3 protein-coding genes are annotated in these 25,786 nt (G+C 68.9%); all 3 read left to right on the top strand.

Annotated elements, in window-relative coordinates:
- Position 1: 1 nt before the first annotated feature.
- Complete coding sequence (locus tag A5767_RS15140; RefSeq protein ID WP_064852608.1) at positions 2-5,809, top strand: amino acid adenylation domain-containing protein; 5,808 nt, start codon at positions 2-4, stop codon at positions 5,807-5,809.
- Positions 5,810-5,950: 141 nt separating this feature from the next.
- Positions 5,951-11,809, top strand: a complete 5,859-nt coding sequence (locus A5767_RS15135; protein WP_064852607.1) for an amino acid adenylation domain-containing protein — start codon at positions 5,951-5,953, stop codon at positions 11,807-11,809.
- 184 nt (positions 11,810-11,993) lie between these two features.
- A complete protein-coding gene (locus A5767_RS15130; RefSeq protein WP_331712096.1) occupies positions 11,994-25,694 on the top strand; it encodes a non-ribosomal peptide synthetase in 13,701 nt (4,566 codons plus the stop codon).
- The last annotated feature ends 92 nt before the right edge of the window (positions 25,695-25,786 follow it).

The following is a 25,786-nucleotide window of genomic DNA, read 5'->3' as shown; positions in this document are numbered from 1 at the left end:
TGTGTTGTTGCCGCAGTTGTTGGTGTCGGCGGTGGAGTCGGCCGGTGATGCGGTGGCGGTGGTGGAGGGTTCTCGGTCGTTGTCGTATCGGGAGCTCGATGCGGTGTCGTCGCGGTGGGCGCGGTGGTTGATCGGTCGTGGGGTGGGGCCGGGGGATGCGGTGGTGGTGGCGGTGCCGCGGTCGCTCGAGTCGGTGGTGGTGTTGTGGGCGGTGGCGAAGTCGGGGGCGACGTTCGTGCCGGTGGATCCGGGTTATCCGGCCGAGCGGGTGCAGTTCATGGTGGCCGATTCGGGTGCGGTGTTGGCGTTGACGGTGGCGTCGGTGGCGCAGGTGGTGGCCGGGTCGGCGGGGTCGGTGCCGGTGGTGGTGGTCGACGAGGTGTCGGTGGCCGCGCAGGTGCGGGGGTTGTCGTCGCGGCCGGTCTCGTATGCGGATCGGGTGCGTTCGCTCGAGCCGTCGGATGCGGCGTGGATGATTTATACCTCGGGGTCGACGGGGCGGCCGAAGGGTGTGGTGGTCTCGCATGCCGGTGTCGGTGGGGTGATTGCGGCCGAGCGTGAGCATTTCGGGGTCGATGGCTCGTCGCGGGTGTTGCATGTGTGTTCGCCGAGTTTCGATGTGTCGTTGCTCGAGTTGGGGGTGGGGTTCTCGGCGGGGGCGACGGTGGTGGTGGCGCCGGCGGGGGTTGGTGGTGGTCCGGATCTGGCGGATGTGATTGCGTCGCAGTCGGTGTCGCATGTGTTCATGACGCCGGGTGCGTTGGGGTCGATGGATCCTGCCGGGTTGGATGCTCTGCGTGTGGTGGTCGTGGCGGGTGAGTCGTTCACCCCGGATCTGGTGCGGCGGTGGTCGGTGCCGGGTCGGCGGCGGTTCTTCAATGCCTATGGTCCGACGGAGACGACGATTCTGGCGACCTCGTCGGCGGAGTTGGTGCCCGATGCGCCGGTGGTGATCGGGTCGGCGATCGCGGGGGTGGGGGCGTTCGTGCTCGATGAGCGGTTGCGTCCGGTGCCCGAGGGTGTGGTCGGTGAGTTGTATGTGGCCGGGGCGCAGGTGGCGCGGGGTTATCACGGTCGGTTCGGGTTGACCGCGGCGCGGTTCGTGGCCGATCCGTTCACTCCGGGTGGTCGGATGTACCGGACGGGGGATCTGGTGCGTCGGGGCGGCGATGGGGTGTTCGAGTATGTGGGGCGCAGTGATTTCCAGGTCAAGATTCGGGGGTTCCGGATCGAGTTGGGGGAGATCGATGCGGTGTTGTCGTCGGTGCCGGGGGTCGGTTTCGCGGTGACGGTGGGGGCGGCGTTGGCGTCGGGGGAGTCGGCGTTGGTGTCGTATGTGGTGCCCGAGGCGGGGGCGGTGCTCGATCCGGCGCAGGTGCGCGCGTCGGTGGGGGAGGTGTTGCCCGGTTATATGGTGCCGTCGTCGGTGACGGTGCTCGACGAGGTGCCGCTGACGCCGGTGGGGAAGGTCGATCGGGCGGCGTTGCCGGCGCCGGTGTTCGAGGTGGCCGAGTATCGGGCGCCGCGGACACCGGTGGAGATCGCGGTGGCCGAGGAGGTCGCGCAGGTTCTGGGGGTCGAGCGGGTCGGGTTGGATGATTCGTTCGTCGATCTGGGGGGTAATTCGTTGGCGGCGACGCGGTTGGTGGCGCGGTTGTCGGCGCGGTTGGGGTATCGGGTGGCGGTGCCGGTGGTGTTCGAGACGTCGTCGGTGCAGGAGTTGGCGGCCCGTGTCGATATCGACACCGCCGGTGCCGGTGCCGGGACTGTGGTGTTGGCGGTGCGGGAGCGTCCGGAGCGGGTGCCGTTGTCGTTGGCGCAGCAACGCATGTGGTTCCTCAACCGTGTCGATTCGTCTGCGGCCTATAACATTCCGGTCGTCGTCCGGTTCACCGGAGCGCTCGACGCAGACGCGCTCGGCCGTGCGATCGATGACGTCGTGGCCAGGCACGAGTCGTTGCGGACGGTCTACCCGGAGGTCGACGGCCGTCCCGTACAGCACATTCTCGGTGCGGACTCGGTGCGGTCCGTGCTCCTCCCGGTCGACATCTCGCCGGATGCGCTGGCCGGCAGGATCGAACGAGTCGTCTGCACTCGATTCGATGTCACACGTGAGGTCCCGTTCCTCGTCGAACTCCTCCGGACGGCGCCGGAGGAGCACGTGCTCGTCGTCGTGGTGCACCACATCTCCGCCGACGGCTACTCGATGGGGCCGCTGACCCGGGATCTTGCGGCTTGCTACGTCGCCCGACTCTCCGGTTCGGAACCGCGGCTCCCCGAATTGTCCGTGCAGTACGCGGACTACACACTCTGGCAGCGCGAGATCCTCGGCGACGAGTCCGATCCCGGCTCGATGTCCTCCCGACAGATGGATTTCTGGCGTCGCGCCCTCGACGGAATCCCCGACCGGATCGACCTTCCCGCCGATCACCCGCGGCCGAAGGTGCAGTCGTATCGTGGTGCAAGCGTGGATGTCTCGATCGGTACGGAGGTCCACACGGCGCTCCGGGCACTTGCGCAGGATCACGGCGCCACGCCGTTCATGGTGGTTCACGCGGCGTTCGCGGTGTTGCTCTCCCGACTGTCCGGCATGCGCGACATCGTGGTCGGTACTCCCGTCGCGGGACGGAACGACCCGGCACTGGACGACCTCGTCGGAATGTTCGTCAACACCATCGTCTTCCGGGCCGAGGTAGATCTCGCGGAGTCGTTCTCCACTCTGCTCTCCCGGGTCCGGAAGGCGGACCTCGCCGCGTTCGCGCACGCCGACGTGCCGTTCGAGCGTCTCGTCGAGGTGCTCGATCCGGTGCGGTCTCTCGCGCACCACCCGTTGTTCCAGGTCGGATTGTCCTTCCAGAACCTGTCGCGCGCGTATCTCGACCTACCGGGTCTCGAGGCCGAAAGTCTCGCAGCGGAAAGGAACGTCTCCCAATTCGATCTGCACCTGATCCTCGCCGAACGCTACGACGGCGAGGGCGTGGTGGACGGGTTGGCCGGTGTGCTCACCTACGCGACAGATCTCTTCGAGGAGTCCACCGCGCAGGCACTCGCGGACATGTTCGTGCGCCTGGTTCGCGACCTCGTGACCGACCCCACGCGGCCGGTGGGCGACGCACAGATGCTCGACCCCGCGCAACGCACCCGCCTCCTGCACATCTCGGGCGGCCGGCGACACCCGGCCGACGCGCAGACGCTACCGGAGCTCTTCCGCAGAAACGTATCCCGTGTCCGGGAGGCCACCGCGGTGGTCCACCCCGGCGGACGAGCGTCGTACCGGGAATTCGCTGCGCGGGTGAACCGTACGGCACGCGCACTCGTCGCAGCAGGTGTCGGACCCGAGACCCGGGTGGGACTTCTGATGCCGAACTCTCTCGAGCTCGTCGTCGCGATGTTCGCCGTCTCGACGGCCGGCGGCGCCTACGTGCCCCTCGATCCTTCTCTGCCGTCCGGCCGGATCGAACAGATCGTGGACACCGCCCGTCCCGCGCTCGTTCTCCGTTCGTCGAAGACGACCGGCGCAACCCGCACGGTCGATACCCGTGACGCGGTTCTGTTCGACATCGACGACCCGGCGTGGGAAGAGTTGCCGGCGGACGATTTCACCGATGCGGACCGGACTTCGCCGCTGTCACCCGACAATGCGGCCTACGTGCTGTTCACCTCGGGCTCCACGGGAACACCGAAGGGAGTGGTCGTCCCGCACCGGGCGGTGGTGAACCAGCTGGAATGGATCCGTTCCCGGTTCGGAGCGGACCACCGTGAAGTGGCAGTGCTGCACACACCGCCGACCTTCGACCTGTCGGTGTGGGAGTTCTGGGGTGCACTCACTTCCGGTGGATGCCTGGTCGTTCCGCCGCCCGGACGGTATCTCGATCCTGCGGCGATGCTGGCCTTGATGGACCGGGAGGAGGTCACCACCTTCCACTCCGTACCGACCATGCTCGATATGCTCACCGCGGCAGCGACCGGCGGATATCCCGCCTCGTTGCGCCGGGTGCTGTCCATCGGGGAAGCGCTGTCGCCCGCCTCGGCCGAGGGATTCCGGAAGTGCTCGGATGCCGTGCTGACGAATCTCTACGGTCCCACCGAGGCGACCGTCTCGGTCACTGCCCACGAGGTGCGGGAGGACGACCTGCATGTCGTTCCGATCGGTGTGCCCGCATGGAACACGACCGTGCGCGTGCTCGATGGGCGCCTGAACCCGGTTCCGGTGGGGGTCGTGGGCGAGTTGTATCTGGGTGGGGTGCAGCTTGCGCGCGGATACCTCGGCCGTACGGCAGAGACCGCCGCTCGGTTCGTCGCGGACCCGTTCGGCGACGGACGGTTGTACCGCACCGGTGATCTGGTGCGGTGGGTGGAGACATCGGCCGGCACCGAACTCGAGTATGTGGGACGTCGGGACCAGCAGGTGAAGATCCGCGGTTTCCGGGTCGAACTGGCCGAGATCGAGGATGCGCTGCGTTCGTGCCCGGGGGTGATCACCGCCGCTGCGGCGGTGCAGAAAGATGCGGACCGGGGAGACCGGCTGGTGGCCTTCGTCGTGGCGGACGACGACACCGACCTCGACGTGGAAGCGCTACGACCTGCCCTCACCGAGCGGCTGCCGGGATACATGATTCCGACCGCGATCGGCCTGCTCGACCGACTGCCCCGAGGGACCACCGGAAAACTCGACCGCAATGCTCTTCCCGTTCTGCGGGCCGAAGCCGCTCGGTACCGTCCGCCACGGACGGACACCGAAGCAACTGTCGCGTCGGCATTCGCTCGCACGCTCCGGATCGAGCGAGTGGGACGTGACGACGACTTCTTCGCACTCGGCGGCACGTCGTTGCTCGCGATCGCCGTCCACGGCGAGTTGGCGGCTGCGGTGGGGCACACCGTGCCGGTCGAGTGGATCTTCGACAGTCCTGTGGTCGCCGATCTCGCGGAACGGATCGATCGCACCGACCCGACCGGCGAGGACGGGCGCAGGGCAGCTTTCGACATCGTGCTACCGCTGCGCACACCGGATGCCGATGGTCCACCGGTGTTCTTCGTGCATCCCGTCGTAGGCCTGGCGTGGAGTTTCGCCGGGCTGGCCGAGTACGTGGAGGACGGACGCCCGGTCTACGGACTGCAGTCACCGGCACTGTCGGGTGACGCGCCGTTACCCGGGACCATCGAGGAATGGGCCGCCGTCTACGTCGAGGCCGTTCGTGAAGTCCGGCCCGCCGGTCCGTATCACCTCGTCGGTTGGTCGATGGGTGGCGTCATCGCTCACGAGATGGCGGTCCGGTTGCAGCGCGCGGGCTCGATCGTCTCGTCGCTGACCCTCCTCGACGCGCACGTACGGATCGTCCTGACCGATCGGGTCGATCCGGCGGAGGTCGCGATGGCAGGCCTGATCGGGGCCGGGCAGGGTGGCGACACACCACCCGCGGGTATGTTTCGTTTCACAAACAACCCGGCGGACGACAACGGGCCGGCGCTCGGGTCGCTTCCCCTCGACGGGATTCTGCGCGGCATAACCCACTCCTTCGAGGTGCTCGAAGGTCACACACCGGGCCTGTTCGACGGGAACATGTTGTTCGTCGAGGCCGGGAAATCCTCCCGCCGGGAACAGCCTTCGCTTCGGGAATGGGATCCGTTCGTCACCGGTCGCGTGGTGCGGCACATCGTGGACGTCGATCACTGGGGCATCACCTCCGATGAAGGATGCCGTGAGATCGGGCCGATCCTGGCGAAGTTCACCAGCGGTGAGAATGTCCGAATTGCCCAGTCGGGCAACCGGGGAGGCGGAGTCGGTCCGTCCGTTCGAGTGGAGCCCTAGCCCGGCCTGTGCCAGACTCGATCACGATCGGCAGATGTGGACCGGTAGTCGGGGACCAGTCCACACAGATGCTCGATCGATGGGCGCCGCGAACTCTCGCGACGTCTGGTTCTGCGTACCCCCGGCGAGATCGGGGAGGGCATGACCACCAGTGCAATCGGGCCGGAATCGAGTCCGGCGGTGTCCGCAGACGCTCACCGACAGCGCGGTTCTCGCCGGTGGAATCACCGTCTACGCCGCCGTCCCGCGACCGCGCTTCTCCCGCATCTGCTGGCCGCGACGGTCGAGCGCGATCCTTCCGGTATCGCGATGCTCTCCGAATCGGGATCGACGACCTACGCGGAACTCGACGCCGCTTCGTCACGTCTGGCGCGACTGCTGATCGGCCGTGGTATCGGCCCCGAGGACGTCGTGGCGCTGGCTTTCGTCCGGTCGCCGGAATCGGTGGTCGCCACCTGGGCCGTCGCCAAGACGGGCGCGGCCTTCGTTCCCGTCGACCCCACATACCCGCCCGATCGGGTCGAGCACATGGTGGTCGACTCCGGCGCTGTTACCGGACTGACCCTTTCGGACACCGCTTCCTCGTTGCCGGAGACCGTCGAGTGGCTGCGGATCGATGCACCGGACGTGTCGTCCGAAGCGGAGGCGCTGGCCTCGGCCCCGGTGGGCTTCGACGAGCGACGCGGTCCGCTGCGACCGGACAACGCCGCCTACGTCATCTACACGTCCGGTTCGACCGGACGGCCCAAGGGTGTGGTCGTCACCCATACAGGTCTCGCGAACTTCTGTGCGGAGCAGGTCGAACGCTACGGCCTGACGGCCGATTCGCGCACCCTGCACTTCGCATCGCCGAGTTTCGACGCTTCCGTACTCGAACTGCTCCTGGCGGTCGGGGCGTCGTCGACCATGGTCGTGACGCCGCGCTCGGTCTTCGGCGGTGGCGAATTCGCAGAATTCGTTCTGCAACACGGGGTCACCCACGCCTTCGTCACTCCGGCCGCGTTGTCCTCGGTGGACCCGTCCGGGCTCGGCGTGCTGAACACGGTCGTCGTCGGTGGTGAGGCATGCCCGCCCGAACTGGTGACGCGATGGGCTCCCGGACGCCGATTCTTCAACGGCTACGGCCCCACCGAGACGACGATCATGTCGAACATCTCGGACGAACTCGCTCCCGGCGACCGGGTGACGATCGGGCCCCCGATCCGCAACGTGTCGGAGTCCGTGCTGGACTCGCGTCTGCATCCGGTTCCCGCAGGTGTCGTGGGGGAACTGTACGTCTCGGGTCCGGGCGTGGCCCGCGGCTATCACGGACGTCCCGGATTGACGGCGACACGATTCGTCGCGGCTGCCGGAGGCACACGGATGTACCGCACCGGTGACGTCGTCCGTGGACCCGAAAGCGCCGATGCGGGCATCGTCTACGTGGGCCGCAACGACTTCCAGGTGAAGGTGCGCGGTTTCCGCATCGAACTCGGGGAGATCGACGCGGCGCTGTCGTCCTTCCCGGGAGTGGATTTCGCCGTCACCCTCGGCCGTCCGACACCTGCCGGGGAGACACGCCTCGTGGCGTACGTGCACGGTGCCGGTGCGGCGCTCGATGCGGATGTCCTCACCCGCCACGTCGCAGACCTGCTTCCGGCGTACATGGTTCCCGCAGCGGTCGTCGTCCTCGACCGGATTCCCCTCACCCCGTCCGGCAAGGTCGACCGCGCCGCCCTGCCGGCACCCGGGATCACGGCCGCCGAGTTCCGTTCCCCCGCGACGGTATCGGAACGGACGATCGCCGAGGTGTTCGCCGACGTCCTCGGGGTGGACCGGGTCGGGCTCGACGACAACTTCTTCGATCTCGGCGGCAACTCGCTGCTCGCGACCTCCGTCACCGGTCGTCTCCGGACACGGCTCGGAGTCACGGTCGGTGCCGCGGCGCTGTTCGAGGAACCGACCGTCGCGGGACTCGCGTGCCGCCTCGACGCCACCTCGGCCGGCGGAACGGTGCCGCTCGTCGCACGGCTCAGACCCGCACGCCTGCCCCTGTCCTACGCTCAGCAGCGCATGTGGTTCCTCAACCGCCTCGATCCCGAGTCCGCCGTCTACAACATTCCGCTGGCGGTCCGGCTCGCGGGCACCCTCGACATCGACGCGATGCGTACGGCGTTCGCCGACATCGTCGAACGTCACGAGACGCTGCGCACGGTCTACCCGGAGGTCGACGGTACCGGGGAACAGCGCATCCTCGAACCCGGGAGGGTCGCGGTCGACGTGCCGGTGGAGCAGATTCCGGCAGAGGCACTGGTCGAGCGGCTCGCGGCCGTCGCCGGACGTGGTTTCGACGTGACCGCGGAGGTGCCGGTCCGCGCGCACCTGTTCGAGACCGGAACCGACGACCACGTGCTCATGCTCGTGATGCACCACATCGCCGGTGACGGCACGTCGCTCGCGCCGCTCGTGCGCGATCTCGTGACCGCGTACACCGCCCGCGCCGGAGGCCGTCCGCCGGCGTGGACGCCGCTGCCGGTGCAGTACGCCGACTACACGCTGTGGCAGCGCGAGGTCCTCGGCAGCGACGACGATCCCGGGTCCGTCGCCGGCCGGCAACTGGCGTACTGGACCGAAGCGCTCGCCGGTATCCCCGACCACCTCGACCTCGCCACCGACCACGTCCGCCCCGCCATCCTCGGCTCGGGTGGCGGCACCGTGCGCACCGAACTCGACGGCAACACCTACGAGTCGATCACCGCGCTGGCACGCCGCACCGGGACGACGCCGTTCATGGTCGTCCACGCCGCGCTCGCGGCGCTGCTGGCGCGACTGTCGAACACCCACGACGTGGTGATCGGGACGCCCGTCGCGGGTCGATCGGCACCCGAGCTCGACGACCTCGTGGGCATGTTCGTCAACATGCTCGCCCTGCGTACCGACGTCGACCTCGGCGCGTCCTTCACCGAACTGCTCGGCCAGGCGCGCCGGGTGGACATCGCGGCCTTCGACCACGCCGACGTCCCGTTCGAGCGGCTCGTGGAGGTGCTCGACCCGGTTCGGTCGCCGGCGCGCCATCCCCTCTTTCAAGTGGGCCTGTCGTACCACAATTTCACCCTCGACGCGCTCGAGTTGCCGGGCCTGCGGGTCGAACCGCTCGACGCCTCGTCCTCGTCGGTCCGGTTCGACCTCCACGTCACGATCGTCGACCGCGGCGTGAACGGCGGACCCGGCGGGTTCGACATCGAATTCGGTTACGCCACCGACCTGTTCGACGAGTCGTCCGTCCGCCGCATGGTCGACCGCTATCTGCGGATCCTGTCGGTCGTCGCCGACGACGCGGACGTCGTGGTCGGCGACATCGACCTGCACGATCCCGACCAGCTCGCCGCCATGCTCGAAGCATGGGAGGCCGAGCAGGTCGCGGTGGGCCCCGGCCGGACCCTCGCCGACCTGTTCGCCGACCAGGTCCGCTCAACACCGTCGGCCTGCGCGCTCGTCGATGCGAAGAGCGAACTCACCTACGGTGAATTCGCCACGCGGGTACGCCGTCTCGCACGGATGCTGATCGAACACGGAGTCGGTCCCGAGACGGTCGTCGCCCTCCCCATCCGTCGTTCGATCGATCTCGTCGTCGCGATGTATGCCGTCGTCGAGGCCGGCGGAGCGTACCTGCCGCTCGACCCCGACCATCCCCGCGAGCGGATCGAGTACATCGTGGAGTCGGCCGACCCGGCATGTGTGCTCACCACCGGCCGCGACCGGATCGACCTCCCCGGTGACCGCCCGACGATCGAGGTCGACACGGTCGATCTCGCCGCGTACGACGGTCGCGCCTTGCGGAACTCCGACCGTCTCGCACCCCTGCGCGCCGGGAACGCGGCGTATGTGATCTACACCTCGGGCTCGACCGGCCGTCCGAAGGGAGTCGTCGTCTCGCACGAGGCGATCGTCAATCAGCTGGTCTGGAAGAAGAACGAGTACCGGCTCGGCGAGGGGGACGCGGTCCTCCTCAAGACCGCCGCGACCTTCGACCTGTCGGTGTGGGAGTTCTGGTCGGCGCCGACCTCGGGTGCGAAGCTCGTCATCGCGTCGCCCGACGGACACCGTGACCCCGCCTACCTCAACGACTTGATCCGCCGCGAGAACGTGACGACCCTGCACGTCGTCCCCTCGATGCTCGATGCGCTGCTCGACGACGCAGAAGGAGAACTGCCGGGTTCGCTACGACGCGTCCTGGCGATCGGCGAGGTACTTCCGGTCGACACCGCGGAGCGCACCCTCGAGCACTCCGACACGGACCTCGTCAACCTCTACGGTCCGACCGAAGCGGCGGTCTCGGTGACAGCTCACCGAGTCACCGAGACGGCGGAAACATCCGTGCCCATCGGGTCGCCGATCCCCAACACGCAGGTGTTCGTCCTCGACGACCGCCTGCATCCGGTGCCTCCGGGTGTCGCGGGAGAGCTGTATCTCGCCGGTGCCCAGCTCGCTCGCGGTTACCTCGGGCGTCCCGAGCTCACCTCCGAACGGTTCGTGGCGAACCCGTTCGGTGCACCCGGTACGCGTCTGTACCGCACCGGCGACGTCGTGCGCTGGCGGTTCGACGACGACGGGCTGTCGGGCACGCTCGAATACCTCGATCGCGCCGACTTCCAGGTGAAGGTGCGGGGTTTCCGCATCGAACTGGGGGAGATCGAATCGGCGTTGCGTGCGCTTCCGCAGGTTCGTGACGCCGTCGTCACTGTGCAGAACGGCGATCGGATCGTGGCATTCGTGGTTCCCGTCGCCGAATCCCCCGACATCGCGTCGATCCGCGCCGCGCTGACCCGGACACTGCCGTCCTACATGGTCCCCCAGGGCTTCGTCACGCTCGACGTCCTGCCGCTCAACGCCAACGGTAAGCTCGACCGCAAGGCTCTTCCGGAAGCGGAGGTCGCCTCGGCGCCGTATCGCGCCCCGCGCAGCCGCACGGAGACGGTCGTCGCCTCGATCTACGCGGAAGTGCTCGGTACCCGGGACCGCGTGGGTCTCGACGACGACTTCTTCGGAATCGGGGGCAACTCGCTCAGCGCCGTGAAAGTCGCCGCACGCTTGCGGGACGTCCTCGACGCCCACGTCGAATTGCCCTGGCTCTTCCTGCATTCGGGCGTCGAGGAACTCGCCGCCCGGATCGATGCGCACGGCGACTCGGCGCGAGACGCACTCGGCGACTCGGCGCGAGACGCACTCGGCGACGCAGGCCTGGATCTCGTTCTACCCCTGCGTGCCGGTGGGGAGGGTGCGCCGGTGTTCTGCATCCATCCCGTGACGGGACTCGCATGGGGCTTCGCCGGTCTCGTCCCGTATCTGGGCGACCGTCCCGTCTACGGCCTGCAGTCGCCCGCCCTCGGGGCGAGTGGCGCTCTCCCCTCGAGCATCGATGCGTGGGCGGACGAGTACGCCCGGCGTATCCGGGAGATCCACCCGCACGGTCCCTACCATCTCGTCGGCTGGTCGATGGGAGGCATCCTCGCCCAGGCCGTCGCGATACGACTGCGCCGCGCCGGGCAGGAGGTTCCGACCCTCGCGCTGCTCGACGCCTACCCGGAGACACGAGGCGCTGCGGCTCCGGAGCGGGCGACCGCACCCACCGTCGCCGAGGTCCTCGGTTTCGGCAGGGACGTCCCGGAGGCCTCGGTGCCCTTCACCGAGCTCACCCCCGAGAACGCGCAGAAGATCGTCGAGGGTCTACCGGCCCCGTTCGACGTACTCACCCCGGAGCGGATCGAACGGATCGTCGAGGGTGTGCGTCACTCCTACACCCTCCTCGCGTCACATCGACCCGAGGTCTACGACGGGGACCTGACGGTCTTCGTCGCCGAGGCCGACCGCTCCGCGTCATCCGCAGAGACGTGGTACCCGTTCGTGAACGGACTGGTGACCACGCGCGAGGTCCCCGTCTCCCACTGGGACCTCGCCACCCGGAAGGCTTGGGCCGTGATCGGTCCCGCCCTCGGCCGACGGCTCGATTCGGGGCGCTGACCGGCAAGAACTCGATATCTCTGCCACATGGGGCGAACCGCCGAGGGTCGCCCCATGCGGACGTGCCCGAGGCTCGTCGTAACATGACGCCTTGCCCCGCGATGCTCTAATGGGGCAACTGACCACCCGGTCACAACGGGTGGTCGCGGCCGAAACGGGACGTTCGAGGGAATCGGTACCAGTGGTGAGTGAGTTCTCGCGCGAGGTCGGCGGGCAGCAGGGGGACGAGGCTCGGACGAACCTCGACGACGTCCGGAACGCCGATCCGGCACGGACGGACCGCGGCAGCCGGCCCCGTCGGCGCCCTGCCCGGAGGCGCGGACCGCGTGCCGTGCTCCTTCCGCAGTTGCTGGCGGCTGCCGTGGAACGAGACCCGGCGGCCACGGCCGTGGTCTTCGGCGACCGTTCCCTGACCTACGCCGAACTCGACGCCGCGTCGTCGCGAACGGCTCGTCTCCTGATCAACCGGGGGGTCGGCCCGGAGGACGTGGTCGCGGTATCGCTCGCCCGTTCGATCGAGTCCGTGCTCGCGGTGTGGTCGGTCGCCAAGTCGGGCGCGGCATTCGTTCCCGTCGACCCGAACTATCCGGCAGACCGCATCGAGTTCATGATCGACGACTCCGGTGCACGCCTGGGTCTGACCCGGTCGGCCTCGGTGGCCGCGCTGCCCGAGACCGTCGAGTGGATCGCGCTCGACGATCCGCAGACGATCACCGATGCCGACGCTCTGCCGTCCGCTCCCGTGAGCTTCGACGAGCGGGTGCTGCCGCTGCGGGCCGAGAACCCGGCCTATGTCATCTACACCTCGGGTTCGACGGGCCGGCCGAAGGGCGTCCCCGTCACCCACACGGGCCTCGACGACCTCGCGCAGGAAGTCGCGGCACGCTTCGATCTGACACCGCAGTCGCGCGTGCTGCACGTGGCGTCGCCGAGCTTCGACGCGTCGGTCTTCGAATGGTTGATGACGATCTCCGTCGGCGCGACCATGGTCGTCGCACCGCCCACCGTGTTCGGCGGGGACGAGCTCGCCGAACTGCTACGCCGCGAGCGCGTGACGCACGCCGTGATCACCCCGGCCGTGCTGACCTCGATCGACCCGAGCACTCTGACCGATCTGGAGATGGTGCTCTCCGCTGGTGAGGCATGTCCGCCGGATGTCGTGGAGCGCTGGGCACCCGGGCGCCGATTCTTCAACGGCTACGGACCGACCGAGTCGACGATCATGACGCACTGCAGCGGGCCGCTCGAACCGGGACGGCCCGTGACGATCGGTACGCCGGTTCGCAATCTGAGCGCGTCCGTCCTCGACGCCCGCCTGAATCCGGTCGCTCCCGGCGTGGCCGGTGAACTGTACGTGTCCGGGACGGCTCTGGCCAGAGGCTATCGGGGACGCCCCGGTCTGACCGCAGAACGATTCGTCGCAGGGCCGGGCGGTACCAGGCTCTACCGTACCGGCGATCTCGTCCGTACCTCCCGCGGCACGAACGGCGAATTGATCTACCTGGGACGCAACGACTTCCAGGTCAAAATCCGCGGTTTCCGAGTCGAACTCGGTGAGATAGACGCAGCGCTCGCCGCCTGTGACGGAATCGATTTCGCGATGACGGTGGGTCGCGAGACGCCGGCGGGTCAAGCGCAGTTGGTGTCCTACCTGCACTCCTCGGAGGGGGTGGGGATCGACACCCGCGTGGTTACCGAAGAGATATCGAACGTTCTTCCGTCGCATATGGTTCCGTCGGTGATCGTCGTACTGGACGAGATCCCGCTGACGCCGTCCGGCAAGGTCGATCGCGCGGCGCTGCCGGACCCCGATCCGGTGACCGTCGAGTTCCGCCCGCCTGTCACGGATACCGAGATCGCTGTCGCCGAGGAGTTCGCGACGCTGCTCGGCCTGGAACGGGTGGGTCTCGACGACGACTTCTTCGATCTCGGCGGCAACTCGCTCGTGGCGACCCGGGTGGCGGCCCGGCTCGGTGAACGCCTCGACACCCGTGTGCCGGCCCGACTGTTGTTCGAGGGCTCGACCGTGGCTGCGCTCGCCGCGCTGATCGAACCCCTCGGCACCGGCGGCCGTATCCCGCTCACCGCCGGTACGCGGCCCGAGACGATTCCGCTGTCGCTCGCCCAGCAACGGATGTGGTTCCTCAGCCGGTTCGACACCGGCTCGGCAGCGAACAACATTCCCGTCGCGCTCCGGCTGCGCGGGGCGCTCGACGTCGACGCACTCCGCGCGGCGATCGCCGACCTCGTGGATCGGCACGAAACGCTCCGCACCGTCTACCCCGATCGCGACGGGGTGGGCAGTCAGGTGATCCTTCCCCCGTCGGCGGCCACCCCGACTGTGCGTGTCGAGGACGTCCCGGTCTCCGAAGTGGAGAACCGCGTCCTGCGCACCGTGTCGGCCGGTTTCGACGTGACGACGGAGGTGCCGCTGCGGCTCGAACTCCTGCGGGTCGCGCCCGACGAGCACGTCCTGGTCATCGTCGTCCACCACATCGCCGCAGACGGGGCGTCCACCGAACCGTTCGTACGCGACCTCGTCACCGCCTACCTCGCCCGCACCGCCGGAGCGGTCCCCGGCTGGCAACCGCTCGCCGTGCAGTACGCCGACTACACCCTGTGGCAGCGTGCGGTGCTCGGCTCCGAGGACGATCCTGATTCTCCGGTGGCGAAGGAGATCGCGTACTGGACGTCCGTTCTCGCCGACCTACCGGACCGGCTCGAACTCCCTACGGACCGGCCCCGGCCGGTCGAGGCGTCGGGCCGCGGCGCCACCGTCGATTTCGAGATCGATCCGGCACTGCACGTGGCCGTCGCCGAACTCGGCCGGGCAGCGGGATGTTCGCCGTTCATGGTCGTCCACGCAGCCTTCGCGGTGTTGTTGTCGAGGATCTCGGGCGCACGCGACATCGCGATCGGCACACCCGTCGCCGGGCGTGGCGAGCAGGCCCTCGACGACCTCATCGGCATGTTCGTCAACACCCTTGTGCTGCGGACCGACATCACGCCCGACCTGACCTGCGCCGAGCTCCTGCACCGGGTCCGCGATACCGACATCGACGCATTCGCGCACGTCGATCTGCCGTTCGAGCGGCTCGTGGAGATCCTCGATCCGGTCCGCTCCGCGGGGCACCACCCGCTCTTCCAGGTCGCCTTGTTCTTCCAGAACATGGCGCAGCCCGAACTCGCGCTGCACGATCTCGAGCTCGTACCTGTGGATCTCGGCGGAAACATCGCCAAGTTCGATCTCCAGCTCACGGTGACCCCCCGGGAGGTGGACGGGCACCCCGCCGGAATCGGAGCCCAGTTCACCTACGCCACCGATCTTTTCGACGACTCGACCGTTCGCGCCCTGGCGGATCGCTTGGTGTCGGTGCTCGGAGCCTTCGCGAGCGACGCCGACATCCCGGTCGGGGAGATCGACCTGCTGACCCCGCACGAGCGTCATGCACTCACCGTCGGGGTCAACGCGACCGACCATCCGACGGACACGGGGACACTGCTGTCACGTTATCGAGCCCAGGTCGACCGCGTCCCGGGAGCGACCGCGGTCCTCTTCGGCGACGAGTCGCTCACCTATGCCGAGTTCGACGCACGCGTCAACCGACTCGCGCGGCACCTGATCTCGTCCGGGGTCGGACCCGAATCGCTCGTGGCCCTGGGGATCCGGAGGTCGATCGATCTCGTGGTCGCCATGTACGCGGTCGTCACCGCCGGCGGCGCCTACGTGCCGCTCGATCCCGACCATCCGGCCGATCGGATCGGTCACATCCTCGACACCGCCCGACCGGTGTGTGTGCTCAGCACGAGCGCGGACGCCGGCGACCTCCCCGAGGGAATCGCCCCGATCCTCCTCGACACCCTGGAGGCGGATGGGTACGACGCGCATCCTGTCCGGGAGGACGAACTGCGCGGCACCGTACAGCCCGCATCACCGGCCTACGTGATCTTCACATCGGGTTCGACGGGACGGCCGAAGGGTGTGTCCGTCCCCCACGAAGCGATCGTCAACCAGCTCGAGTGGATGGCTGCCGAGTACGACATCGCCGGGAGCGATGTGTACCTGCAGAAGACCGCCACGACCTTCGACGTCTCGCTCTGGGGCTACTTCCTGCCACTGCGCACCGGGGGCACCCTCGTCGTGGCGCCGCACGACGCCCATCGCGACCCGGCCTGGGTGGCGGATGCCGTCACACGCCACCGCGTCACCCTCACCGATTTCGTCCCGTCGATGCTCACCGTCTTCGCCGCACAGGCACCCGCCGGCAGCTGCGCGAGCCTGCGGCACGTGTTCGTCATCGGAGAGGCACTGCCGCCGGAAACGGTGTCGGCCTTCCGCCGGCTCGGCGATGCGGCGCTCCACAATCTCTACGGCCCGACCGAGGCGGCGGTCTCGGCGACCTACTGGCCGGCCGACGGCGACGGTCACTCCGTGCCGATCGGTGTGCCCGAATGGAACGTGCAGGTCTACGTCCTCGACTCGCGTCTGGCTCCCACACCCGTCGGGACGCCGGGTGAGCTGTATCTCGGCGGGGTTCAACTCGCTCGGGGTTACGAGAAGCGCCCCGACCTGTCCTCCGACAGGTTCGTCGCGAGTCCGCTCGGACGACCGGGGAGCCGGATGTACCGCACCGGCGACCTCGTGCGGTGGCGTCGTACCGCTGCGGGAGAGCTCGTCCTGGACTATCTGGGTCGCACCGACTTCCAGGTCAAGTTCCGCGGCCAGCGCATCGAGCTCGGCGAGATCGAGACGGCTCTGCTCGGCTGCGCCGAGGTATCGCAGGCAGTCGCGCTCGTCGTGCCCACATCCACCGGTGAGCAACTGGTCGCGTACGTCGTGCCGGCACCGGGACACACCGTCGACCGGGCGGCGCTGCTCGATGCGGTGAAGAAGACGTTGCCTTCCTACATGGTGCCCTCGGCCGTCGTCGCGCTCGACGAGTTCCCCTTGAACACCAGCGGGAAGCTCGACCGCAAGGCCCTGCCCGCACCGGTCTTCGAAGCACGCGAGTTCCGCGCGGCCCGTACCCCGATCGAGGAGATCGTGGCAGGTGTCTACGCCGACGTGCTCGGCGTGGCCCGGGTGGGTGCCGACGACGACTTCTTCGAACTCGGCGGCAACTCGCTCGTCGCGACGCAGGTCGCCGCGCGGCTCGGTGCCGCCCTCGGCGCGCGCGTCGCGGTGCGGTCGCTTTTCGAACATCCCATAGTCGAATCCCTCGCGGCCCACATCGAGTCGTCGGCGGCCGGTGCCGCAGCCATCCCGCTCACGGCACGCCCCCGGCCCGACCACGTGCCGCTCTCGCTGGCACAGCAGCGGATGTGGTTCCTCAACCGGTTCGAACCGGACTCGGCGGTGAACAACCTGCCGCTCGTGATCCGGCTGCGCGGATCGCTGGACCTCCACGCCCTGCGCGGCGCGGTCGGCGACGTGGTGCTGCGGCACGAATCCCTGCGGACCGTCTACCCGGAGACCGACGGCATCGCCCACCAGGTCGTCCTCCCGGCGGCGTCCGTCGTTCCCGACATCGAACCGTCCGAGGTCGATCCCACCGACATCCTGGACGAGGTCGCCGCGATCCTCGACGCCGGTTTCGACGTCACTACAGAGGTTCCGCTGCGGATCCGGCTGCTGCGTGTCGCCGCCGACGACCACGTGCTCGTCGTGGTGCTCCACCACATCAGCGGCGACGGCTTCTCGATGGGCCCGCTCGCCCGCGACGTCATGGTCGCCTACGGTGCCAGAACCGAAGGGCTGCAGCCGAACTGGTCACCGCTTCCGGTCCAGTACGCCGACTACACCCTGTGGCAGCGGGAGGTGCTCGGCTCCGAGGACGATCCCGAGTCGCCCATCGCCCGCCAGCTCGCCTACTGGCGCCACGCCCTGAAGGGCATCCCGGAGCAGATCGACCTGCCCGCCGACCGTCCGCGGCCGGCCGTCGCCTCGGGCCGGGGTGCGAACACCGCCGTGGAGATCGACGCGTGGACGCACGCGGCACTCGACCGCCTCGCGCGGGAGCGCGGCGCGTCGCTGTTCATGGTCTTCCACAGCGCCCTGGCGGCCCTCCTCGCTCGGCTGTCGGGCACCGAGGACGTCGTGATCGGCGCCCCCATCGCCGGACGCGGTGAGCAGCTGCTCGACGACATGATCGGCATGTTCGTCAACACGCTCGTACTGCGGAGCGAGGTGCGCCCCGCCGACACCTTCGCCGATCTCCTCGGACGGGTGCGCGAGAGCGACCTCGGCGCGTTCGGGCACGCCGACCTGCCGTTCGAGCGGCTCGTGGAGGTCCTCGACCCGGAACGATCGCAGGCACGCCACCCGTTGTTCCAGGTCGCCCTGACCTTCCAGAATCTCGGGCAGTCCCGCTTCGAACTGCCGGGGCTGGCCGTCGAAGGCTTCGACGTCCCGGTCGCCCACGCCAAGTTCGACCTGCAGGTCACCGTCGTCGAGAGGTTCGACGCCGACGGTACTCCCGGCGGCTTCGACGTTGTGCTGACCTACGCCGTCGACCTGTTCGACGAGGCAACCATGCGCCTCTTCGGCGACCGTCTCGGCCGGATGCTCGCGGCGGTGGCGACGGATCCCGAGTCCGTGATCGGCGACGTCCCACTGCTCGACCCGGCGGAACGCACCGAGGTGCTCGAGGCGTGGAACGAGTCCGGCACCCGAGTCCCCGACGTCACGCTCGTGGACCGCTTCCGCGAGGCCGCCGAGGCGCATCCGGATTCGGTCGCCGTGACCTTCGGCGACCGGCAGCTCACCTACGCCGAACTGTCCGCGCGGGTCAACCGCCTGGCGCGCGAACTCGTCGACCGCGGTGTCCGTCCCGACACCCTCGTCGGAGTCGCGTTGCCGCGCACGGAGGAACTCGTCGTCGCGCTGCTCGCGGTGCAGCAGGCCGGCGGTGGCTATCTGCCGATCGACCTCACCTACCCGGCCGAGCGTCTGACCTTCATGCTCGAGGACGCGGCGCCGGTGTGTGTGCTCGTGGCGGGGGAGCCGGATGCGCTGCCCGCCACCGACGTCCCGGTGATCGACCTCGAACGGCTCGACCTGTCGACGCGGTCGGCCGATCCGCTCTCCGACGACGAGCGCGCGGCACCGCTGCGCAGCGACAACCTCGCCTACGTCATCTACACCTCCGGTTCCACAGGCCGGCCCAAGGGCGCGCAGATCCCGCACCGCACGGTGCTCGAACTGTTCGAGAACACCGCGCCCGCCTTCGGATTCGACGCCGACGACGTGTGGACCCTGTTCCACTCCTACGCCTTCGACTTCTCCGTGTGGGAGCTGTGGGGTCCGCTGCTCCACGGTGGTCGTCTCGTGGTCGTCGACTACCACACCTCCCGCTCCCCGGAGGACTTCCACGCCCTCCTGCGGCGCGAGAAGATCACGGTGCTCAACCAGACCCCGTCGGCTTTCTACCAGCTCGCCGAGGCGGACGCCGTTGTGGCCGAGCAGGATCCGGATGCGCAGCCGCTGTCCCTGCGGTACGTCGTGTTCGGTGGCGAGGCACTCGATCTGCGTCGCCTGGCCGGCTGGTATCGGCGGCACGGGGATTCAGGGCGAGCGCCGCGCCTGGTCAACATGTACGGCATCACCGAAACCACCGTGCACGTCTCCCATCTCGAACTGTCCTCCGCCGACGTCGACAACCCCGCGAGCACCGTCGGCCGCGCGATCCCCGGCCTCGGCATCTACGTGCTCGACGCCCGTCTGCAGCCCGTCCCGGTGGGCGTGCCCGGCGAGATCTACGTCCGCGGTGGCCAGCTCGCACGCGGCTATCTCGGTCGTGCCGAGCTGACCTCCGGGCGGTTCGTCGCCGATCCCTACGGTGCGCCGGGTTCGCGCATGTACCGCACCGGTGACGTCGCCCGATGGAACGCGCACGGGCAGCTCGAATACGCCGGTCGCAGCGACCTACAGGTACAGCTGCGTGGCTTCCGCATCGAACTCGGCGAGATCGAGGCGGCACTGACCGGTGTGGAGGGTGTCGCGCACGCCGTCGCGTCCGTGTGGTCGGACGAGCACATGGGGGAGAAGCTCGTCGGTTACGTCGTGCCGCGGGCCGGGCACACGGTCGCCCCGTCCGAGGTGCTCGAGCGGGTGGGCGAGTTCCTCACCGGCTACATGGTTCCCGACGCAGTGCTCGTGCTCGACGAGTTGCCGCTGACCCCGAACGGCAAGCTCGACCGCAGGTCGCTGCCCGCGCCGGTGTTCACCAGCGACCGCGAGTTCCGGGCGCCGCGGACCCCCACGGAGGAGACCATCGCCGAGGTCTTCGCCGACGTGCTCGGTCTCGAGCGGGTCGGGCTCGACGACTCGTTCTTCGCTCTCGGTGGCGACAGCATCGTGTCGATCCAGCTGGTGTCCCGGGCGAAGGCGCGCGGTGTCGTGTTCACCCCGCGCGAGGTGTTCGAGCAGCGCACGGTGGCCGGTCTCGCCGAAGTGGCGCGCGCCGGAACGGGATCCGAACCGGTGCTGCGCGAACTCGAAGGCGGCGGCGTCGGCGAGATCCCGCTCACCCCGATCGTGCGGTACATGGTCGAGCGTGGCGGCGGTTTCGACCGCTACACGCAGACCATCGCACTCGAACTGCCCGCCGGTATCGGACGCAGCGACGTCGTGACGACGATCGCCGCCGTGGTGGGCCGGCACGACATGCTCCGGGCATGCTTGCGGGACGACGGTTCCGGTGAGTGGGTGCTGTCGACCTCCGCGCCGGGAAGTGTCGACGTCGACGCGCTCGTGACGCGCGTCGAGGTTCCCGCGGAGGCCGGCGACGAGCAGTGGGCCGAGATCGCCGCGCGCGAAGTCGACGCTGCCGAGGGGCGTCTCGCTCCGTCGCAGGGCATCGTCACGCAGTTCGTCTGGCTCGACCCCGCTGCCGGGGCGGCACGGACCGGACGGCTGATCGTGGTGGCGCACCACCTCGTCGTCGACGGGGTGTCGTGGCGGATCCTGGTGCCCGACTTCGTCACCGCGTGGGCACAGATCAGCCACGGGCAGCAGCCCGCCCTCCAGCCCGTCGGCACGTCGTTCCGCACCTGGGCTCACGCCCTTGTCGACGGTGCCGCCGGACGAGTGACGGAGCTGCCGTTGTGGACGTCCGTTCTCGACGGACCCGACCCGCTGCTCGGCGATCGCCCGTTCGACCCGTCGGTCGACCTGGCGTCGACGGTCGTGAAGGTGCCGGTCCGGGTCGACGCGGCGACCACCGAGACACTGCTGACCACCCTGCCCGAGCTCTACCACGGCTCGGTCAACGACGTGCTGCTCACGGGTCTCGCGCTGGCCCTGGCCGAGTGGCGTCGGGCGCGGGGCACGGACGTGCGGTCGGCACTGATCCGTCTCGAGGGCCACGGTCGCGAGGAGGACGTCGTCCCGGGCTCGGACCTCTCGCGCACCGTCGGCTGGTTCACGACGATGTTCCCCGTGCGGCTCGACCTGTCCGACGTCGACCTCGACGACGCGGCGGCCGGTGGTGCGAGCGCGGGTGCGGCATTGAAGGTGGTCAAGGAGGATCTCCGCCGCGTCCCCGACAAGGGCATCGGCTACGGCCTGCTCCGGTACTGCAACCCCGAGACGTCCGCTCGTCTCGCCGCGACGCCCGCCGGGCAGATCAGCTTCAACTATCTCGGCCGGCTCGACGCCGGTGAGGTCTCGACCGACCGGGTGCCGGAACTCGGGTGGCTGCCCGCCGGCGACCTCGGGGACCTGTCCGGAACCGATGATCCCGACGCCCCGGCCCTCGCCGCCGTCGACATCAACGCCGTCGTCCTCGGAGGCGAACTCGGAGCGAACTTCGGCTACGCGTCCGGTCTGCTCGACCGCGCCGACGTCGAGGACCTCGCACAGCGCTGGGTGCGTGCACTCGAAGCCCTCGCGGCGCACGCCACGCGCCCGGAAGCCGGGGGACGGACCCCGTCCGACCTGTCGCTGGTCGACGTCACCCAACGCGACATCGACCTGTGGGAGTCGCGGTACCGCGGCGCGGCGGACGCCTGGCCGCTCGCTCCGCTCCAGGCCGGCCTGCTCTACCACGCACTCCTGGCGGAGGGGCACTCCGATGCCTACAGCACGCAGGTGCTCGTGCACCTCGCAGGAGTGGTCGACGCGCAGCGGCTGCGCACGGCGGCGGACGCGCTGCTGGGGCGCTACCCGAACCTCCGCACGGCATTCGTCGCGAGCGAATCGGGCATCCCCGTCCAGGTCGTCGTCGACGAGGTCACCCTGCCGTGGCGCGAGGTCGACATCCGGGGCGAGGACTCCGCAGTACTCGCCGATGTGCTGCGAGCGGAACAGGCCGTCGCGTTCGACATGGCCGAGCCGCCGCTGATCCGCTTCGTCCTCGTCCGCACGGGTGACGACAGTTGGACCCTCGCCGTCACGAGTCACCACATCCTGCTCGACGGCTGGTCGATGCCGCTGTTGATGAAGGACCTGCTGGTGCTCTACGCGACCCGCGGTGATGCGGGCGTCCTCGGCCGGGCACCGTCCTACCGGGCGTATCTCGAGTGGCTCGCGCGTCGCGACCACGAGACCTCCGTCGAAGCGTGGATGCGCTCGCTCGACGGGATCGAGGAGCCCACCCTGCTGGCCGGGGGCAACACCGACGGCACGGGCGGCACCCCGGACGAGCACCGGATCGACCTCGGTCGTGAACGGTCCGACCTCCTCGCGGACACGGCCACGCGGCTCGGCGTCACGGTCAACACCGTGCTGCAGGGCGCCTGGGCCGTCCTCCTGGCCCGCACGACCGACCGCGACGACGTCGTATTCGGCACCACCGTGTCGGGCCGGCCCGCGGACCTTCCCGGCGTCGAGGCGATGGTGGGACTGTTCATCAACACCCTCCCGGTGCGGGTGCGCCTCGGCGCCGGCGAGACCGGGCACGATCTGCTCCGCCGCATCCAGGGCGAGCAGGCCGAACTGCTCGATCACCATCACGTCGGGCTCGCCGAGATCCAGCAGCGTGCCGGTACGGGAGCGCTGTTCGACACGCTGCTCGTGTACGAGTCCTATCCGGTCGACCGCAGCGGGATCGAGGCTGCGGGATCGATCGACGGCCTCGTCGTCGCGGGCGTCAACGCCCGGGACGCGACGCACTATCCGCTCACGGCCGTCGTCACCTCCGAGGAGGCGTTGACGCTCGCGTTCAAGTACCGCAGCGACATCCTGGCCGCGGAGGACGTGGCGACGCTGGCCGGCAGGTACGTCCGCATCCTCGATGCGCTCGTCGCCGATCCCGACTCCTCCGTGGACTCGCTGCCGTATCTCGACGCGGCCGAGATCGAGGATCTCGCCGACCGGTGGGGCGGACCCGCGCTGCCCGCGGTGCCGCTCGGTGATCTGCTCGCGGAGACCGCCGCCCGCAACCCCGACGGCATCGCGGTCGTCCACGAGGAACGTTCGCTGACCTACGCCGAACTCGACGCCCGCTCCTCACGGCTGGCACGACTGCTGGTCGCTGTCGGGATCGGCGCGGAGGACGTGATCGCGTTAGGCCTGACTCGTTCGCTCGAGTCGATCATCGCTGTGTGGGCGGTCGCGAGGACCGGTGCCGCCTACGTCCCCGTCGACCCGAACTATCCGGCGGACCGCATCGCGCACATGATCTCCGATTCGGCAGCGGTGCTTGGTCTTACCGTTTCGAGCGAGCGGGATCGTTTGCCCCGCGACATCCCATGGATCGATCTGACCGCGCCTTCGACGCTCGCCGAGCTGAACGGTCTGTCGGACGAACCGTTCGCGGCGAACGAACGAATCCGCCCGGTTCGCCCATCCAACGCCGCCTACGTCATCTACACCTCGGGATCCACGGGTCGTCCGAAGGGTGTCGTGGTGACGAACTCCGGCCTCGCGAATTTCGCGGCGGAGCAACGCGACCGGTACGGGTTGGACACCGCCACCCGGGCGCTGCACTTCGCGTCGCCGAGTTTCGACGCCTCCGTCCTCGAACTCCTGCTCGCGGTGAGTGAGGGCGGAACACTCGTCATCGCCTCCCCGGCTGTCTACGGGGGGCGCGATCTCGCCGATCTGATCCGGTCGGAGGGCGTGACGCACGCCTTCATCACCCCTGCTGCGATCGCATCCCTCGATCCAGAGGGACTCGACGGGCTCCGTGTCCTCGTCGCCGGAGGCGAGGCCGTGCCGCCGGCACTGGTAGCGCGCTGGGCGCCGGGACGGTCGTTCCACAACGGCTACGGCCCCACGGAGACCACGATCATGACCGCCATCAGTGATCCGCTGGTGCCTGGGGAACCGATCACGATCGGCGGACCGATCCGCGGTGTCCGCGCGCTCGTGCTCGACCGGCGACTGCGTCCGGTTCCTGTCGGGGCGGCCGGCGAGTTGTACCTGTCAGGGGTGCAGACGGCACGCGGATACCACCGCCGGGCCGAACTGACCGCGGCGCGTTTCGTCGCCGATCCCTACGTGGCCGGAGAACGTCTCTACCGCACCGGTGACCTGGTCCGGTGGACCGACGACGGACAGATCGTCTACCTGGGGCGATCGGACTTCCAAGTGAAGGTGCGAGGCTTCCGTATCGAACTTGACGAGATCGATGCGGTGCTGCGGCACGAACCGAGCGTGGACTTCGCAGTCACCGTCGCCCGCAGTCACGACACCGGCGGTGTCCGCCTGATCTCGTATGTGACCGCCACCGCCGGCCACGCCGTCGACACGGAGGACCTGCTCCGCGCGGCCGCACGAACGCTGCCACAGCACATGGTGCCCGCCGACATCGTCGTGCTCGACGCCGTGCCGTTGACACCGGTCGGAAAGCTCGATCGCGCGGCGTTGCCGGAGCCGGAGATACGGACCCGTCCGTATCGGGCTCCTCGTACCGCGCTCGAACAGGTCGTTGCGCGGGTGTACTCGGACGCATTGGCTGTGGAGCAGGTCGGTCTCGACGGCGACTTCTTCGATCTCGGCGGCAACTCCCTCGTGGCCACCCAGGTGGTCTCAAGGCTGCGCGACGAAACCGGGGTCGAGGTGCGTGTCCCGTGGTTGCTGGAGACGCCGGGTGTCGCGGCGCGCGCCGCGCGCCTCGACGAAGCCGGGCAGGGGACAGGTACCGCCCCCGCATCATCCGGAGACGCCTCGGCAGTGCTCGTGACGCTTCGGTCGGGCGACTCGACGGAACCGGTGTTCTGTTTCCACCCAATGATCGGACTGGCATGGCCGTACGCGCCGCTGGCGGCGCGACTTGCGACCAGCAGTGCCGTCTACGGAGTGCAGACACCGGCGCTAAGCGAACCGGGCTATACCGCGACCACGCTCACCGATCTTGCACGGAGGTACACGGAAGAGATCGTCGCCGCAGCACCCGAGGGTCGCTACCGTCTGATCGGTTGGTCACTCGGTGGTGTGCTCGCGCACGCCGTCGCAGTCGAGTTGCAGGCACGGGGGCTGCATGTGGAGGATCTCGCCCTGATCGACAGCATCCCCCGGGTCGATACCGACCGGTTCGCAGCCGAACTCTCGGAGAACCTGCGTGCATTCGGCGTCGTCATCGAACCGGACGCACTCGACGGCAGCCTCCCGCTCGAAACCGCGGAAGCGCTGGTCCGCGAGGCGCCGGACGGCTTGATCGACCTCGACGTGGAGCGGGTGCAGCGCATCTTCTCCGCAGCGGTGACCTCGCCCGAGTTGATCAACGGCCATACACCGGAGCTGTTCTTCGGCGACATGGACTTCTTCAGCGCGACGGAGGACCACCCGACGGAGGCGGACGCGGCCGATCTGTGGAAACCTTTCGTGTCGGGTCGTATCCGGACACGATTCGTGCCCGGAGCGCACGGGGAGATGATGGACCTTTCTGCAATCGAGATCATCGCTCCGGCCCTGGACGGTGTCGCCGTCGAGCCCATGTGATGCACCGGCAGTGCGGTTGTACGGGATGTACCGTCGTACGAATGGTCGCCGGACGTAGTGGAGACCGCCGATCACGGTAATGTGCACGAACG

The sequence above is a fragment of the Rhodococcus sp. 852002-51564_SCH6189132-a genome (assembly GCF_001665495.1).
In the GTDB taxonomy this organism is placed as follows: domain Bacteria; phylum Actinomycetota; class Actinomycetes; order Mycobacteriales; family Mycobacteriaceae; genus Rhodococcus; species Rhodococcus pyridinivorans.
This window is presented reverse-complemented; position numbering and strand designations above follow the sequence as displayed.

Excerpts from the sequence above, each read along its gene's own strand:
- A5767_RS15135 (WP_064852607.1), top strand. The coding sequence starts at position 5,951 with ATGACCACCAGTGCAATCGGGCCGGAATCGAGTCCGGCGGTGTCCGCA.